Raw genomic sequence first — 16,853 nt, 5'->3', positions numbered from 1 at the left:
GTTCTAGTTGTTCAGGCGATCCATGTATTTCAGGGGTGAACGGGTGCGTTGAACCTCATCCGCCGACGCCAGCATCAGCGCTGCCGCCATTGGCATGGCCGCAGCACCGATCGCCGAAGCATCGTCGCCGAGCGAGGCGCGGTGAAGCGAGGGCAGGGCGGCGTCGGCCGCATCGAGATGCTCGTGCACATAGCGCAGCAGCTCGTCGATCATGCGGATCGGCAGCCGCCCGCCGACCAGGATGGCGTCGGGATCGATGATCATGCCGATATGCCGGACAGCGACGGCCAAATGGGCGCTCATCTCCCGCAGCCATTGCGAGACCAGCCGCTTGCCGCGCGTATCGAGCGTCAGCAGATCCTGCGGTACGCTGACCTTGATGCCGTGTTCCGCGAGGAACTCGTAGAGGCAGAACAGCGAAAAGATCTCGCCGAGCAGTCGCACCTTCTGCGCCCGCTCGTCCTTGCCGTCGGCAATCGGCAGCCAGCCGATTTCGCCGCTGAGGCCCATGGCGCCGCGGTGGCCATTGCCATCCAGCACCAGGCCGCCGCCGGGGCAGGCATTGATGGCGATGTAGAGGAAGCTGCGGCTTTCAGCGCCGAGCCCATAGTCGAGTTCGGCCAGTGCCGCGGCATTGGTTTCGTTCTCGATGAAGACGGGGTGCTGCGTCAGCCCTTCGATCGCCGCGCGCACGTCGAATTCCAGCCATTCCGAATAGTCGGCCGGCTTGCCTGGAAACGAAATCTCACCGAGCCAATCGGGCATGGCGAGCCCGATACCGGCGAGATGAGCGTCGTCGATCAGGCGGCTGCGCTGAAAATGCGAGATGGCGTCGGCCGACAGCTGCATGAATTCGGCGGGCAGGATGTAGCGCTTTTCGTGATGCACGCGGGCACGCACATTGCCAACCGCGTCGACGGCAAGGATGGTGAGATGATCGCGGTCGATATTGATGCCGATGGCGAAGAACGCGTCCGGATTGATCTCGAGCTCGATGGCGGGCTGTCCGCGCAAACCGTGGCGGCGGCGCGCCTCGATGATCAGTCCTTCATCGAGAAGCCGGTCGACGATGCGGGCGATGGCCGGCTTGGTGAAGCCGGTCTGCCTGGCGATCTCGGCGCGGGAAATCGGCGCCTGCCGGTGGATGCAGCGCAGCACGACGGCGCGGTTATGCTCGCCTGCATCTTCGACATTGGCCCCGCTGAGATCGGGGGAGAGCTTGACGCCCGCGGTCTGGTTCATGGTCGCGATCCTTCATCTTCCATCGACATCAGACCGGCCTCATCCCTTGACTGCGCCGCTGGTCATCGCGCCGAGGATCAGTCTCTGGAGCGACAGGAAGGCCACGATCGCCGGTACGACGGAGATCAGGCAGGCGGCCGCAAGCAGCTGGATCGACGAGTCGGTCTGCATGCCGCGGAAGTTAAAGATACCGACGCCGATCGGCATCAGATTGTTTTGGGTCAGCAGCAGAAAAGGCACCAGGAATTGCGACCACCCGGCAATGACGGTGATGATGAAGACCGAGGCGATGCCCGGCGCCGACAGTGGCAGGACGATCCGCCAGAACACCGAGAAGCGATTGCAGCCATCGATCATCGCCGCCTCGTCGAGGCTGCGCGGGATGCTATCGACCGTGCTCTTCAGCAGCCATGTCGCCAGCGGCACACCGAGGGCGATATAGACCATGACGACGGCAAAATGCGTGTCGAGCAGGCCTAGCTTGTTCATGTAGCGGTAGAGCGGCACCATGATCACAAGCGGCGAGATCATCTGGAAGAGCAGCAGCCCCATCATCGACAGGCCCTTGCCGCGAAAGTGGAAGCGCGAGAAGGCATAGGCTGCAGGCAGCGCCACGATGAGAACGCCGAGACCGCTGAGCGCCGCAAGCTTCAGCCCGTTCCACAGATAAAGCGGGAAATAGCTGTTGTTGAGAACGGCGACGAAGTTTTCCATCGTCGGGTTATGCGGGATATAGCGCGCGACGCCGCGGTAGATTTCCCGCCGGTCGCGCATTGCCATCGACAAGAGATAGCTGAGGGGGCCGGCGAAGAAGACGAACATCGCCAGCATGAACAGATAGCTCAGAAAATCGCCGAACCGCGTGCCGGTGCGCCCGCTCATTGCTCTTCCTCCTTGGGCAGGAACGACGCATAGACGAAGGCGAGCCCGAGACTGATGATCAGCATCAGCACGGAGAGAACGCTGCCGCCCGACAGGTCGTAATTTCTGAAGACGATGTTGAAGACGTAAAGCGAGATGACTTCCGTCGCACGGCCGGGACCGCCACCTGTCAGCGTGATGATCGCGTCGAAGGTGTTCAGCGTCATGATGGTGATCAGGATCATGTTGACCAGGATCGCGGCGCGCAGCTGAGGAATGGTAACGAAGAAGAACTGCTGCGATCCGGTTGCGCCATCCACTTCCGCCGCCTCGTAGAGCGAGGGGTCGATCGCCTTGAGCGCGGCGTACATGACGACCATCGAGAAGGCGGCGCCGCGCCATATGTTGGATATCAGGGCCGACCAGGGCGCGATCGACGGATCCGAGAGCCAGGCGACGGCGGGCAGGTGCATCATTCTCAGGATGCTGTTCAGCGCGCCATAAGGCGCTTCGGAGAACAGCATCTGCCAGATGATGCCCCCGGCGATGCCCGGGACTACCCAGGCGACAAGCGCCGTGGTGCGCAGGATCGTCGTGCCGAACAGCCCGCGCTTCTCGCCGCGAACGACGACCACCGCGACCGCAAGGCCCAGGATCTGCTGGCCGATAACGCTGCCGCCGACGAAGATCAGCGTTGCCCACAGGATATCAGGCAGCTGCGGCGAGCTCAGCGCATTGGAGATCGAGCCGAGCGTATAATCCTGATTGTCGCCGATCAGCGTGGCGTTGGTGAACGACAGGCGGAACACGTCGATGACGGGGTAAAGATAGAAGATGCCTATGACGATGATCACGGGCATGATCCAGGGCAAGGGTGCCCCGGCGAAACGGCGCATGAACGATCTGCTGTGAGGCGGGCTGACGGCCTCGATGGCGATAGGGCTCATTGGGCTTCTCTGTCCGGGTTTGGGAATGCCGGCGGCGCCCATTTTCGGGCGCCGCCACGATCACAATCTCTAGAGACGCTTGTAAGCCTCCATCGTCGCATTGAACGCGCCGTCCAGTGCTTCTTCCGGCTTCTTGGTGCCGGAGAGGACGTCACCCATCATGATCTGGATCTGGTTGGAGATCTCAGGATAGATCGGTGCACCCGGCCGCGCCTGACCGTTCACCAGGGCGTCGGCGAAGGTCTTGTTGGCTTCGGTCGAGAAGACGTCATACTTCGTGAACAGCGACTTGCGCGTAGGAAGCTGCTGCTGCAGAGCGTTTGCCGGCCCCATATAGACCTCGCGGGCAAGGTTGGCGCACATCTCGACCTTGTCCTTGTCCTTGGCGAAGGAGGCGATCGTCCAGCCACCGGTGCCGGTCGAGCGCTGGTCGGCGGTCGGGCCGGGGATCGGCGAGAAGGTCCAGTTCTTGAACTCGTCGTTGTCGAGCGTGGCCTTCAGCTGCGCGTATTGCCAGTTGCCGCCGATGAAGAGGGCGGTGGTTCCGGCCGCAGCCGCGGCGTTCAGGTCGTCATAGTTACCGATCGTCGTCACGCGCTTCGGTGCGGCACCTGAATCGACGAGGTCCTTGTAATAGTTGAGCGCCTTGAGGAACTTCTCCTTGTTTTCACCTTCGCCGAAGATCGGCTTGCCTGAATCGTCGACCAGCTTGCCGCCGAGTGCCCAGTAGTTGGCGAGCCAGTCGAAGGTCGAGCCCTCATAACGGCCGGCGTTGAAGAGGATGCCTTCCATTCCTTCGCCAACCGATGCGATCCCGGCCTTCTTCAGGTCGTCCCATGTCTGGGGCGCGTCGGCGACGATCGACTTGTTGCGATAGAGCACGCGCAAGTCGGTATCCCACCACCAGGCGCGGACGCTCTTGTCCTTGTCGGTGATGCCCTCGCGGATGAAGGGGAAGAGGTCGTCCACTTCTTCCTTCGAGAAGTATGGCGTGAAGTCGGCCAGCACATGGTTGACCATGAATTGCGAGAGCACGAAGGAATCGACCGCGGCGCAATCCGGCGCGTTTCCGGCCTTGGCCTGCTCGAGCATCTTGGCCTGTTCGGTGCCGATATCGGCCGACATGAACTGCATCTGCAGCTTCCAGTCGGGATGCTTCTTGATGAAATCGACGAAGAGCTTCTGGTAGCCTTCGGCGATCTTTGCGTCGGCATTGTTGGGACTGTCGTTTGTCAGGCGAACGACGAGGGACTTCGGTGCATCGGCAAGGCCGATCCTGTCCTTCGTCGCCAGTTCTTCGGCAAATGCGGCAGGCACTGAAAATAACATTGTGCTCAGCGCCAATGCGCCGACGAACGCTCTCTTCATGATGGGTCTCCTCCCCATTTTCAACGGATACAGCCTGGTGGTCAGTTGACCTCTCCTCAATTCCATGCTGCATTAATTAGATTAAGTTACTTTGATTTGATGTCAAGCCGCACTTGGGAGGAATGAGATGCTGGCGACATTCAACACAAGCTAGGCGGGTTAAAACCGCTATTTCCATGAGATCAAGCGGGCGTCTTGCGGCATCGCAACACGCAAAGGATGTGTTTTGCCCGGCTGCCGCTGCGGTGGCCGAACCTGAAATCTATGGAGGATACGATGCGATTACTCATTCTCGGCACTGGCGGAATGGCGAACCAGCACGCTGCGCGGTTCAAGGAGATCGAAGGGGTCAGCGTTGTCGGCGGCGTCGATGTCGTTCCCGAGCGGCTGGCGGCTTTCTGCGCCGAACACGGCATCGCCAAGCAGTTCAGCACGCTTGAGGAGGCGCTGGCCTGGGGCGAATTCGATGCTGTCGCCAATGTCACCCCTGACCGGATCCATCATCCGACGACGCTGCAGGCGATCGCAGCCGGCAAGCATGTGTTCTGCGAAAAACCGCTGGCAACGGACGCCACCAAGGCGATGGAAATGACCGAAGCGATCGAGAAATCGGGCAAGGTCGGTATGGTGAATTTCACCTACCGCAATTCGCCGGCCCTCCAGAAGGGAAGGCAGATGGTGCTGGCTGGCGAGATCGGCGCTGTCAGGCATGTCGAGGCCTCGCATCTGCAGAGCTGGCTGGTCGGCCGCCACTGGGGCGACTGGAAGAGCGAGAGCAAATGGCTGTGGCGGCTTAGCAAGAAGCACGGCTCGAACGGCGCGCTCGGCGATATCGGCATCCACATCGTCGATTTCGCCTCTTACGGTTCGGGGCTCGACGTCGCCCATGTCTTCGCCAGGCTGAAGACCTTCAGCAAGGCGCCGGGTGACAAGATCGGCGAGTATGATCTCGACGCCAATGACAGCTTCACGATGAATGTCGATTTCACCTCAGGGGCGATCGGCACCATCCAGGCGACGCGAACCGCGGCGGGGCAGATGGATCAGCTTCGTCTGCGGGTCTATGGTGAGACCGGCTCGATCGAGATGGTCTATGACACCGGAAAATCGACGCTGCGCGCCTGCCTTGGCGAGGACGTGCACACCGCGACCTGGCGCGATATCGGTTTCGATCCCGTCGAGACCAACTACCAGCGCTTCGTGCAGGCGGTGCGTGCCGGGAAGACGCAGGAGCCGTCGTTCCGGCGAGCGGCCAGTATCCAGAAGGTTCTGGACAAGGCGCTCGCTTCCGATCTCAGCCATACGGACGAGGCGCTGGCATAGATCAGGCCGAAACCGGCGGCAGCAGGGTGTTGAGGAACGGCAGCAATGCCGCTCCGAGCGCAATGCCGCCGCCGCTGAAGCTGGCCGGTTTCATCGGCGAGATCCACGGCGTTAGAAACGGGCGCTTCGAGGTATCGCGGCGCTCCACCGACAATTGGTGGATCAGCGCCTCGATGGTAGCGCGCGGGAGATCGCTGCCGATCATGATGACGCTTGGCGCGACGAAGCCGGCGATCGCGATGATCGGGTCGAGCAGATGGCTTGCGGCATCGCGAATCCACTGAGCGAGTTCGGGTGGCGAGGCCTCACCATCTTCGAGAACGCGTGCAAAGGTCTCGCCGCCGACAGCCGCGCGCAGTGCTCCGAACCCGGCCACGCTGTTCAGCCTGACATTGTCGGGACCGGTCAGCATTTCGCCAATGCCGCCCGCCCTGCCATGAACGCCGGAATAGGGCGCGCCGCGGACGAGGAAGCCGGCCTGGACGTCCTCATCGAGAATGATCATCGCGAGGCCGCCCACCGTTGCCGGGCTGCCGATCGTGCGCTCGGCGAGCAGGCTGGCGGTGCATTCGTTTTCGACTTCGGGTTTCGGAAGGCCGGAAAGCGCGGCAAGCTGCTCGTTTTGCTCGTCCGTCCAGATATTCGAGCCGATGCCTGCACCGATGATCGGCAAAGCCGCGTGGCGGTCCATCATTTCCTTGATGGCGCTATGGACGGACGTCACCATGGCAGCCGGATCAGGCTGGAAATAGGCGCGGTCATGCACCTGGCCGCTGAGATCGATCAGCACCGCTTCGCAGCGGCGTTCACGGATCCTGATGCCGATCGAGAAGGCGCCTCCGGGGCGCAATGCGAATTCGGCAGCGGCCGCCCCGCCGCCCGCGCCATTGCGCCGGTTCGAGGTCACGAGGCCCTCCTCGCCGAGGCGGCGAAGGATGTTGGTGATCCCCGGGCCGGTCAGTCCGGAGTGCTGGCCAAGCTCCATCCGCGTTAGCGGCCCATGTCGGCGGATCGCCTCCAGGATGACGCGGATATTCCGGTCGGCGATTTCTCCGGATCGCAAACCAACCGTTTTGCCGCGCGCAACGCCCGGTTCCTGGGTCTGACGCCGCGGCCCTGATCGAAGATACCGCATGACCGTCTTTCTTGAGCACTGTCTTGCTTGTGTATCACGCCCGAAACTCTCGCAACTGATTTCTTGCATGCTTGACGTGAAAACAAAGTTACTTAATCTAAGAAGGCCGCGCGATCTGTTGGAGGAGACGGAGCCGCGCCGCTGGCGGCTCGTCCGCGCCATTCCACTCTCCCCGCCCGAGCATTCGACATCATTCGATAGGACACGCTATGTCTCTCACCATTGCCCAGCGTCTCGACAGCCTGAAAGCACGCACCGCCGAACTCGCCCATTGGCGCGACAGGCAGAGCGTGGAAATCGACGGCTGGACCTTCGACGGCGAGCCGATCGCCCATCACCAGGATTGGCCGCATCGCAAGGGCACGGTGCATTTTTCCGCTTCGGCAAAAGCGCCGGCCGACTGGCCGCTGGACAAGATCCGCCTGCAGCTCGATCTCGGTGGCGAAAGTCTGGTCACGCTGAACTACGGCGGTGAGGAGGCTGAGACGTTCGGGCTCGATCCCTATCATCAGGAGTTTCCTGTCAGAGGTCGCGAGTTTTCCATTTCGACGGAGAGTGTGGCGCGTTTCCCCTTCGGCGAGCCCAACCGTGCGCCGCGGCTGAACAAGGCGCGGCTGATCTGGCTGGACGAGCCGGTTCACCGGCTGCATCTGCTGCTGCGGCAGATCACCGAAGCTGTCGATGTGCTCGACGGGCATGAAGCTGTCGCGCATATGATAGAGGCGGCAGAACAGGCGCTCGGCAGTCTCGACTGGCCGTCGGATACGGCAGCCTATGTGTCCCGCACGTCGGGTGCGTTCATGCAGCAGAAGATCTGGGAATTGCCGGAGCTGCAGGATCATCCGGCCGGGCTCGACGACCAGCAGAGCGCCACGGCGCAGGCAGCTTTCGATACGCTGACGATCAGACTGAAGGAACTGCGGAAGCGCTTCCCGCCGAATGGAGAACTGCTTTTGACCGGCCACGCCCATATCGATCTCGCCTGGCTGTGGCCGTATAACGAAACGCGCCGGAAGATGCGCCGGACCTTCAATACCGCACTGTCGCTGATGGAGCGCTCCGGCGATTTCCGCTTCAACCAGTCCACCGCCCATTATTATGCGCAGATGGAAGAGGATGATCCGGCGCTTCTGGAGAGGATCAAGGCGAAGGTCGCCGAGGGCAAATGGGAAACGGTCGGCGGCATGTGGGTCGAGCCCGATACCAATATGCCGACAGGCGAAAGCCTGGTCCGCCAGGTTCTCTATGGTCAGCGCTATTTCGAAAAGACTTTCGGCATCCGCCACAGCGTCTGCTGGCTGCCGGATTGCTTCGGCTTTTCAGGCGCCTTGCCGCAGATCCTCAAGCTTGGCGGCATCGACAGCTTCTTCACCATCAAGGTCAACTGGAGCGAGACCAACCATATTCCCTCCGATCTGTTCTGGTGGAAGGGTCTCGATGGCAGCCAGGTGCTGACCCACACGTTCGACAATCCGATGCACGGCTATAACGGCTTCGTGCAGCCGGATTGCTTCGTGCCGACCTGGAAGAATTTCCGCGGCAAGACCCAGCACGAGACCTCGCTTCTGGCCGTCGGTTACGGCGATGGCGGTGGCGGGGTGACGCCTGAAATGGTCGAGCGCGAGGTGCAGCTGCGCGATTTCCCGGCGATCCCGCAGGCCCGCTGGGGCACGGTGAAAGGCTACTACGAACAGGCGCACAAGACCGCGGCGGAAAAGCAGCTGCCGGTCTGGGATGGGGAAATCTATCTTGAACTGCATCGCGCCACACTGACGACGCAGAGCGGGGTCAAGCGCAAGCATCGTCAGGCCGAGCGCGCTCTGATCACCGCCGAAACCATTGCCTCGCTCGCTCACATGCTGGGTGCGGAAAAGCCGCGGAGCCTCGAAAGCGACTGGCGCGTGGTGTTGAAGAATGAGTTCCACGACATCCTGCCGGGGTCAAGTATCCGCGAGGTCTATGCCGATGCCGAACACGAGCTCGACGGCGTGATCGGCAACGCCCGCCAGGAGCAGGCGTCAGGCCTGACCGCGCTCGCCTCTGTCCTGCCAAGGGGCGCGGCATCATCTGCGCTTGTGGTGGTCAATCCGTCGCTTGCAGCCCGGCCGCTGAACGCCACGCTGCCTGACGGAACGGCCATCTCGTCTGCCGATATCGTCGCGCCGCTTTCCGTCGCGGTTTTCGATCGTAGCGCTCTGAAGCCGGCTGGCGGCCTGAAGGCAGCCAGGCAGGCGCTGGAGAACGAGCATCTCTCCGTGACAATCGGCACGGATGGTTCGGTGACGAGCCTGATTCACAAGGCAAGCGACCGTGAGGCGGTCGATAGCTCAGCCAACCAGCTCTGGGTCTATCCGGCCGACAAGCCGCGCAACTGGGATGCCTGGGATGTCGATGCCGACTATACCGCCAAGGCGATACGCCTCGATACGCCTGACAGCATCGAGCTGGTCGAGAGCGGTCCGTCTCGGGCGGCGATCCGCGTCGTCCACCGCTACAGAAATTCGCGCGTCACCAACACCTATGTGCTGACGGCCAATGCCAAGCGCCTCGATATCGAGACCGAGATCGATTGGCACGACCGCCGCACGATGCTGCGCACCCTGAACCCGGTCGCCGTCAGCGCCCGGCAGGCGACGTTCGAATGCGCTTATGGCGTGGTCGAGCGCGCGACCCATACGAACACCTCCTGGGAACAGGCAATGTTCGAAGCGGCCGCCCACCGCTTCGTCGATATCAGCGAGCCGGGCTTCGGCGTGGCGCTGCTCAACAATGCCAAATACGGCCATAGCGCCCGTGGCAATGTCATCGGCATGAGCATCGTGCGCGCGCCCGTCTATCCTGATCCGCTTGCCGACGAAGGCGCTCAGAAATTCACCTATGCGCTGATGCCGCACGAAGGCGCCTGGCATGAGGGCGGCGTTCTCGACGAGGCGCTCGATCTCAACCAGCCGCTGATGACGGTCGAGGCAAGCGGACTGGCAACCGGAACGCTGTCACCTGTCCGCATTGCCGGCACGCCGGTGGCCTTCTCGGGCCTGAAGCCTGCAGAGGAGGGCGAGGGGCTGGTGCTGCGCCTCTACGAGCCGGCCGGGCGCCGCGGCACGCTTTCGCTGTCGCTACCCTCCGGATGGAAGGCCTCCGGCGCTCTGAACATCCTCGAGGAGCCGCTGGAGCGGAAAGGTCCCGCCGATATCATGCCCTTCGAAATCCGGACCTGGAAACTGCAGAAGGGCTGATGCCGATCGGCAGGATAGCGCCCGCTAACGCGGGCGCGTCTGCCTTAAGACTGCGGCGGCGAGATCGGCTTGGCTATAGGGCTTGAGAAGAACAAACGCGCTTTGATCGGCCTCGAAGCCTGCGACAGACGTATTGCCTGTCGCAAAGATCACGGGGAGCTTGGGATCGAGGGCGCGCGCCTTCTTCGCCAGCTCGGCGCCCGAGAGGCCGGGCAGGCCGACATCGGTCAGCAGCAGGTCGAAACTGTCGGGTGACAGCTTCGCCAGCGCCTCTTCTGCGCTGCCTGCCTCGCTGACGCGGTGCCCGGATTGCTGCAGCATCTCGGCGGTGTCCATGCGGATGAAATCGTCGTCCTCCACATAGAGGATCCGCAGAGCGGCCGCCGGGGCCGCAGCTGCGGCACTCCGCCGTTCGCCCTGCGCGGCGCGCGCCAGATTGCGCTGGCGCTGATTGTTCAGAACGTGGCGGATCTTGCGGGCGAGGGCCTCGCGGCTATAGGGCTTGGACAGGAGATCGACGCCGGCATCCAGCCGCCCGCCGTGGACGATCGAGTTTTCCGTGTAGCCGGATGTGAACAGCACGGCGACATCAGGCAGGCGCTCCTTCGCCTTGCGCGCCAATTCCGCACTTTTCAGCGGGCCGGGCATGACGACGTCGGTGAACAGCAGATCGATCGGAATGCCGCTTTCGATGACCGTCAGGGCACTGGCTGCGTCCTTGGCCTTGAGGATGCTGTAGCCGAGATCGGCAAGCATCTCGACAACGGTGGCGCGAACTTCCTCGTCGTCCTCGGCAACAAGGATGGTCTCTTGGCCGCCGGTCGCCGGGCCATGGTCGCCTTCGGTCAGCAGATCCTCTTCTTCCAGAGTGCGCGGCAGGTAAAGACGTACCGTTGTGCCCTGTCCGATCTCCGAATAGATCTTCACGTGGCCGCCGGATTGCTTGACGAAGCCGTAGACCATTGAAAGGCCGAGGCCGGTTCCCTTGCCGACGGGCTTGGTCGAAAAGAACGGTTCGAACACCTTGCCGATGACCTCGGGCGGCATGCCGGACCCGGTGTCGCTGACCGCCAGCATCACATATTGGCCGGCACTGACATCGGCATGCCGGCGCGCGTAGTCGTCGTCGATAAAGGCGTTGCCGACCTCGATCGTCAGCTTGCCGCCTCCATCCATCGCATCGCGGGCATTGATCGCCAGATTGAGGATGGCGTTTTCGATCTGCACCGGATCGACGAAGGTGTTCCACAATCCTCCGGCACGGATCGTCTCGATCTCGATGGCTTCGCCGATGGTCCGCCGCAGCATCTCGCCCATGTTGGCGACGAAGCGCCCGACATTGACGACCTTCGGCTCAAGCGGCTGGCGCCGACCGAAAGCGAGCAGCTGGCTCGCCAGTTTCGAGCCGCGATTGACGCCGGCAAGCGCGTGATCGATGCGCTTTTGCGCGCGCTCGTTGCCGACGACATCCTTGCTGAGAAGGTAGAGATTACCGGCAACAACCTGCAGCAAGTTGTTGAAATCATGCGCAACACCGCCGGTTAGCTGGCCGATTGCTTCCATTTTCTGCGTTTGCCGGATCAGTTCCTCGGCTTCCTGCAGTGCCGCGGCCTGTTCCTTTTCGGCCGTGACATCGCGTCCATAGGCATAGACCATCTCCTGCTCGAAAGAAAACCGCCAGGAAACGGTGCGTTGGCCGCCTTGCTTGTGGTTGAACCGGAGCTCGACGCCCTGCAATTCGCCGCCGGAAACGGCCTGCTTCAGGGCGGTGTCGAAGACCGCTGCGTCGCCGGTCACCAGAAACTCGCACATGCGGTGACCCGCCACTTCCTTCCGGCGGTGGCCGAGCAGCTCGGACCATGCCGGATTGATCGCCCGCACTTCGCCATCGGGCCGCATGACGACGAGAATGTCACCCGCGTTGCGCCAGACGCGGTCGAGTTCAGCGCTGCGTTCCGCGACTTTCCTCTCCAGCGATGCGGCAAATTCCTGCAGCGCCTCTTCGGCGCGGCGGCGTTCGACGGCAGTGCGGGTGCGCTCGGCAAAATCACGGATGAAATCGAGCTCGACCTGGGGCCATTCGCGGGGCACTGCGTTGTTGAGGAAGAGAACGGCAGCAATCTGGCCATTCTCGCTCAAGGGAACCGTGACGGCGGAATGGACGCCGATCGCCTTCAGCGCATGGGAGGTGGCAGCTGTGCGCGGATCCTCGTCGACATCGGCAAAGACCACCGTCTCGTTGCGCTTGAGGTCGTCGATATAGGTGCCGTATTCGCGAAAATGCAGCGTGCCTGCAATGCTCCGATTGCCGGCAACGTTCCAGTCCCGCTCGATCGTCACCGTTTCGGCAACCGGATCGATGATCCCGTAACCGGCCCGGGTGACGTGCATGGCCCGGCCGAGGATTTCGGCTGCGGCATAAGCAATTTCAGTCGGTTCGGTCGTTTGGCGGATGCAGTCTGCGAGATCGATCAGAGCGATGCGGCGCGCCTCCTCGTGCCGTGCGTCGGTGATATCGCTGTTGACGCCGATCATGCCGAGGAACTCGCCGCGAACGCCGAAGCGGGGCCGGGCGTCGGTGTGCAAGAGGCGGTACTCGCCTTCGTCGTTGCGATAGCGCGCCTCGACCGCAAAGGCCTCGCGCCTGGCGACGGCCTTTGTCACCTGGTCCATCAGCGGCGGGACATCGTCGGGATGGATCGTGGCGTTCCAGTCGAATGTCGAGATATCGCGCTCCGCCACACCCCAGAACTGCCGCATCGAGGCGTTGAGATAAAGGCAGTGCATCGCCTCGTCGCTCATCCAGAGCATGACCGGGGCATTTTCGGCGACCAGCCTGAAGCGCGATTCACTTTCGCGCGCAGCGTCCTCGGCTTCCTTGCGCTCGGTGACATCGTAGCCCTGGACGAAAATGCCGCCGATTTCGCCGTCATCGCCGGTCAGCGGCTGGTAGATGAAATCCAGGTAGCGGTCGATCAGTTCGGCATCCGGCCGTTGCTGCAGCTTCACCAGCTGTTCGCTGCCGATATAAGGGATGCCGGTGCGGCGCACCTGATCGAGCAGGGCGACGAAGCCCTGCTCCTCGACTTCAGGGAGCGCTTCGCGGATCGTCTTTCCGACGACGTTACGGTGGCCGACAAGCTGCTGATAGGCCGCATTGGCGATTTCGAAACGGTGGTCTTCCCCGCTCATCGTCGCCACGAAGCCGGGCGCCTGTTCGAACATCTTCTGCAGCCGCGCCTTTTCGGCCCTGAGCTGCCGTTCCGCCTTCACCTTGGCCGTCGTCTCGACGACGATCGCCATGACCGCGACCGGTTTTCCGGTCTCGTCGCAGATCGGCGAATAATCGAGCTTCGTCCACAGCCGCTCCGGCTCGCTGGTGCCACGGCGATAGAGCATCAGCTCCTGGTCTTCATAGACAAGCGTCCCGCCAGCCAGCACGACCTTCATCACATGGTCGTTGAAGTCGGCGACTTCAGGCCAGCCCTCGCGAACCTTCGAGCCGAAGAGATTAGGATGACGGCGCCCGGCGAAATCGGAATAGGCGTCGTTGTAGATCATCACGCCGTCTTCGTTCCAGAGCGTCACGATCGGCACGGGGGAGTTCAGGATCAGGCTGCAAACGCTTCTCAGCGTCGGCGACCATCCGCTGATCGGCCCAAGCGAGGTTCCCGACCAGTCGAAGTTTGCAATGATCTCAGCGGCCTCGCTTCCTCTCTTAAGGAAGGAATGACCGTGTATGCTGGCTTGATGCATCTTGTCCGACCCGCGTTTCCATCGGGAAACTGCCCATGAATATCGCCATAACTATAGAGCGATCGCCAACCGGCAAGAGCCCGGGAAAATCGAGATTGCAAAACCAGTTAACGCCGGTTCTTAAGCCTTGTGGATCGGATCGACCCAAGCCACTTCCTCCGGCTTCTCGACCGGCTCGATATCGAGATTGACGACCACCGGATCCTGGCCGGAGCGGACGAGCACGCATTCCAGCGTCTCATCGCGGCTGGCATTGATTTCCTGGTGCGGAACGTAGGGCGGGACGAAGATGAAATCGCCGGGGCCGGCCTCGGCGACGAATTCCAGGTTTTCGCCCCATCGCATTCTGGCCTTGCCCTTGACGACGTAGATGATGCTTTCGAGATCGCCGTGGTGATGGGCGCCGGTCTTGGCATTCGCATGGATCGTCACGGTGCCCGCCCAGATTTTCTCGGCGCCTGCGCGGGCATTGTTGATCGCCGTCGCCCTGTTCATGCCCGGCGTCTGGGCCGTGTTCGGATCGAGCGCATTGCCCGGAATGACCTTCACGCCGTGCTCGCGCCAATCGATAGGGCCGTGCGTGTGATCGCCGGAATGGTCGTGATCATGGCTCATCGTGAATCTCCTCTTCGGCAATTGTGCCCGGGATAGCGCAGGCGACGCAAGAGGCACTTACCCGAGATCTGTGATGGAGTTTGAGAGCCCGGACTGCTATCTCCGTCGCGATGGAATAACCGAGAATGATGCCATGAGCCACATCCCGCAGATCGACTACGACACCGCATCCGACGATATTCGCCAGGCCCATGACGAGGAAGTCCGGGTGCGCGGCCGGATGACCAATATGAAGAGAACGCTGCTGCATTCGCCTGCCGCGCACCGCATCTATGCCGAATGGTTCACCCTGCGCGCCGAGCTCAATCCTGCCGTCAGTGACCGGGAAATCTGGATCTTCTCGCACGCGATCTCGAGATCCAGCAACTCGAAGATCGCCATCACCTTCTTCCGCCGCGCGCTTGTGAATGCCGGCTTCGATCCGGATGCGCTGGTTCTTTCAGACAGGGAACGCCTGCTTGCCGATTTCGGCACCGCGATCGTTGCAGACTCGAACGCGATCCCCGCGGCGATCTGGGAGCGGCTCAAGCAGCTCTATCCCGCCAAGGTGCTCGTCGATCTCGTCGCCTTTGCAGGCATCATGCTGGCGACGGCGGTCTTCAACAACGTCGTGGAGATCGATTTCGATCCGGAACTTGAGGCATTTGCCGAAGGTGCTGCGCGTCCCGTTACGTCAGGTTGAACCACGCGTGGTATTCTTCTGTGCGAAACCGGCGCATATCCCCAAAAAGTGGGATATCGCTGCGGCTTAAATGAGCACATAACCCGCCCTGGTTGAGCGGCAACGATTCGGTATCGTCGCTGCTTCCAAGGAGGAGTTGAGGATGATGTCTGATGTGATCGCGCAGATCGCCCGCGCAGCCGCGGAGCTGGAGGTGGAGCTCCGTTCTTTACTGCAGCTTGATCAGGATATGTTGCAGCCATCTCAGGATGATGCCGAAACGTTGCCGCATCTTCTGGCCGAACGGTTTCCGCAGCTTTCCGGCGAACGTGCAGAACTTCGAGGCCTGCTGAAGATCGGCCGGGCGGCGCGGCGCAGCGAGCACCTGTCTCCGGCCGTTGCCTCTGCAGCGCTGGCAATGACGGCCGAATTCCGAACGATGATTGCAAGACTGGGCGCACGCGCGCAGCTCGTCTAGCCGCTCGCATGACCCGTATGCCGCTTTACGCGCAGCGGAAGCTCGCTTAGTTCTTCTGAACAGGGTTCAGGAGCGGATCGAGCGATATGGCCGGCAACATAGCTTCCACTGATATCTTGGCGCCGCTTGCTGCCATCTCGGAATTTTGCGAGCGGGTCCTGATGGCCTCGGGCGCCAGCCAGTCGACGGCAGAGGCCGCCACGAGAGCGATGATGCACGGAACCCGCCACGGCATCGACAGTCACGGCGTCAGGCTGCTGGCTCACTACGTGAAAGGACTGACCGAAGGGCGGCTCAATCCCAATCCGGCGCTGAAATTGGCAAGCGCCTTCGGCGCCATCGCCTCGCTGGACGCCGACAATGCCCATGGCGCGCTGGCCACCTACACGGCCATGGAGCATGCGACCCGTCTGGCGGGCGAGTTCGGCATCGGCGCCGTCGCGGTGCGTAACTCGTCGCATTTCGGCCCGGCCGGTGCATATGCGATGGATGCGGCAAGCCGGGGCTTTATCGGTTTTGCCTTCTGCAATTCCGATAGCTTTGTCCGTCTTCACGACGGCGCGATGCGTTTTCACGGTACCAACCCCATCGCCTGCGCCGTTCCGGTTCAGGGACAAAATCCCTGGCTTTTCGATATGGCGACCAGCGCGGTTCCCTATAATCGCGTCCAGCTCTATCGCAGCCTCGGCCGCGATCTTCCCTCCGGTGTTGCCTCGGACGAGCGCGGCCACGATACGACAAACCCCGATATCGCAGATATGCTGGCGCCGCTTGGTGGCGAATTCGGCTTCAAGGGTGCTGGGCTCGCCGGCATTTCCGAAATCCTCAGCGCCGTGCTCACGGGGATGAAGCTGAGTTTCGACATCGCACCAATGCCAGGCCCAGATTTCTCGACGCCACGCGGACTTGGCGCCTTCGTCCTCGCGCTAAATCCGGCGGCGTTTCTCGACATCGAAACTTTCGACGCCGCCATGACGCGCTATGTCGAGACGTTGCGCAATTCGCCGGCGCGCGATGGCTTCAATGTCATGGCACCAGGCGACCGGGAGTGGGCGGTGGCGGAGCGCCGGGGGCGCGAGGGCGTCACGATCGATCCGGTGACCGCCGCATCCTTCCGCAAGCTCGCCGCGGACTATGCTGTGAACTCGCCTATTTGACGTCATGCGGCGGATTGACGCACAACTTTGCCGATGGTACGTCTGATTCAATTGGTCAAGCCATTTGACCGATT

The 16,853-nt window shown here is 62.1% G+C and carries 12 protein-coding genes; 5 read left to right on the top strand and 7 right to left on the bottom strand.

Going from position 1 to position 16,853, the window contains the following annotated elements; all coding sequences use genetic code 11:
- Positions 1-3 precede the first annotated feature (3 nt).
- From AC1DV9_RS00555 to AC1DV9_RS00540, 4 genes are all read right to left on the bottom strand, one after another.
- Positions 4-1,242 carry an ROK family transcriptional regulator gene (locus AC1DV9_RS00555; protein WP_477945538.1) on the bottom strand — a complete coding sequence of 413 codons (1,239 nt, stop codon included), beginning with the start codon at positions 1,240-1,242 and terminating at the stop codon, positions 4-6.
- A gap of 39 nt (positions 1,243-1,281) precedes the next feature.
- A complete protein-coding gene (locus AC1DV9_RS00550) occupies positions 1,282-2,124 on the bottom strand; it encodes a carbohydrate ABC transporter permease (protein WP_112388397.1) in 843 nt (280 codons plus the stop codon).
- Positions 2,121-3,050 carry a carbohydrate ABC transporter permease gene (locus AC1DV9_RS00545; protein ID WP_112388396.1) on the bottom strand — a complete coding sequence of 310 codons (930 nt, stop codon included), beginning with the start codon at positions 3,048-3,050 and terminating at the stop codon, positions 2,121-2,123. The genes AC1DV9_RS00550 and AC1DV9_RS00545 overlap by 4 nt, the downstream gene beginning before the upstream one ends.
- Positions 3,051-3,119: 69 nt before the next feature.
- Positions 3,120-4,418, bottom strand: coding sequence for an extracellular solute-binding protein (locus AC1DV9_RS00540; protein WP_477945536.1), 1,299 nt, complete (start codon positions 4,416-4,418; stop codon positions 3,120-3,122).
- 276 nt (positions 4,419-4,694) lie between these two features.
- Between AC1DV9_RS00540 and AC1DV9_RS00535 the strand changes: the two genes are divergently transcribed.
- Positions 4,695-5,741, top strand: coding sequence for a Gfo/Idh/MocA family protein (locus AC1DV9_RS00535; RefSeq protein ID WP_477945534.1), 1,047 nt, complete (start codon positions 4,695-4,697; stop codon positions 5,739-5,741).
- Position 5,742: 1 nt separating this feature from the next.
- On the opposite strand, the gene AC1DV9_RS00530 is transcribed toward AC1DV9_RS00535, so the two are convergent.
- On the bottom strand, positions 5,743-6,876 hold the full coding sequence (locus AC1DV9_RS00530) for an ROK family protein (protein ID WP_477945532.1): 1,134 nt from the start codon (positions 6,874-6,876) through the stop codon (positions 5,743-5,745).
- 209 nt (positions 6,877-7,085) lie between these two features.
- Between AC1DV9_RS00530 and AC1DV9_RS00525 the strand changes: the two genes are divergently transcribed.
- Positions 7,086-10,112, top strand: a complete 3,027-nt coding sequence (locus AC1DV9_RS00525) for an alpha-mannosidase (protein ID WP_477945530.1) — start codon at positions 7,086-7,088, stop codon at positions 10,110-10,112.
- Positions 10,113-10,136: 24 nt separating this feature from the next.
- Here AC1DV9_RS00525 and AC1DV9_RS00520 read toward each other — a convergent pair whose 3' ends face one another.
- Positions 10,137-13,868 (bottom strand): PAS domain-containing protein, encoded by a 3,732-nt coding sequence (locus AC1DV9_RS00520; RefSeq protein ID WP_477945528.1) that lies wholly within the window; start codon positions 13,866-13,868, stop codon positions 10,137-10,139.
- Between the two features lie 120 nt (positions 13,869-13,988).
- The gene (locus AC1DV9_RS00515) at positions 13,989-14,483 is read right to left on the bottom strand and encodes a cupin domain-containing protein (protein ID WP_112514855.1); all 495 of its coding nucleotides are present in this window, start codon (positions 14,481-14,483) and stop codon (positions 13,989-13,991) included.
- 133 nt (positions 14,484-14,616) lie between these two features.
- Here AC1DV9_RS00515 and AC1DV9_RS00510 point away from each other — a divergent pair, with 133 nt between their 5' ends.
- The 3 genes from AC1DV9_RS00510 to AC1DV9_RS00500 all read left to right on the top strand — a co-directional run bounded on the left by AC1DV9_RS00510 (position 14,617) and on the right by AC1DV9_RS00500 (position 16,779).
- The gene (locus tag AC1DV9_RS00510) at positions 14,617-15,165 is read left to right on the top strand and encodes a carboxymuconolactone decarboxylase family protein (protein WP_477945526.1); all 549 of its coding nucleotides are present in this window, start codon (positions 14,617-14,619) and stop codon (positions 15,163-15,165) included.
- Positions 15,166-15,307: 142 nt separating this feature from the next.
- On the top strand, positions 15,308-15,622 hold the full coding sequence (locus AC1DV9_RS00505) for a hypothetical protein (protein ID WP_477945525.1): 315 nt from the start codon (positions 15,308-15,310) through the stop codon (positions 15,620-15,622).
- A gap of 86 nt (positions 15,623-15,708) precedes the next feature.
- Positions 15,709-16,779, top strand: a complete 1,071-nt coding sequence (locus AC1DV9_RS00500; RefSeq protein WP_477944039.1) for an Ldh family oxidoreductase — start codon at positions 15,709-15,711, stop codon at positions 16,777-16,779.
- Positions 16,780-16,853: the final 74 nt, after the last annotated feature.

The sequence above is a fragment of the Rhizobium sp. 01L410 genome (assembly GCF_056400165.1).
This window is presented reverse-complemented; position numbering and strand designations above follow the sequence as displayed.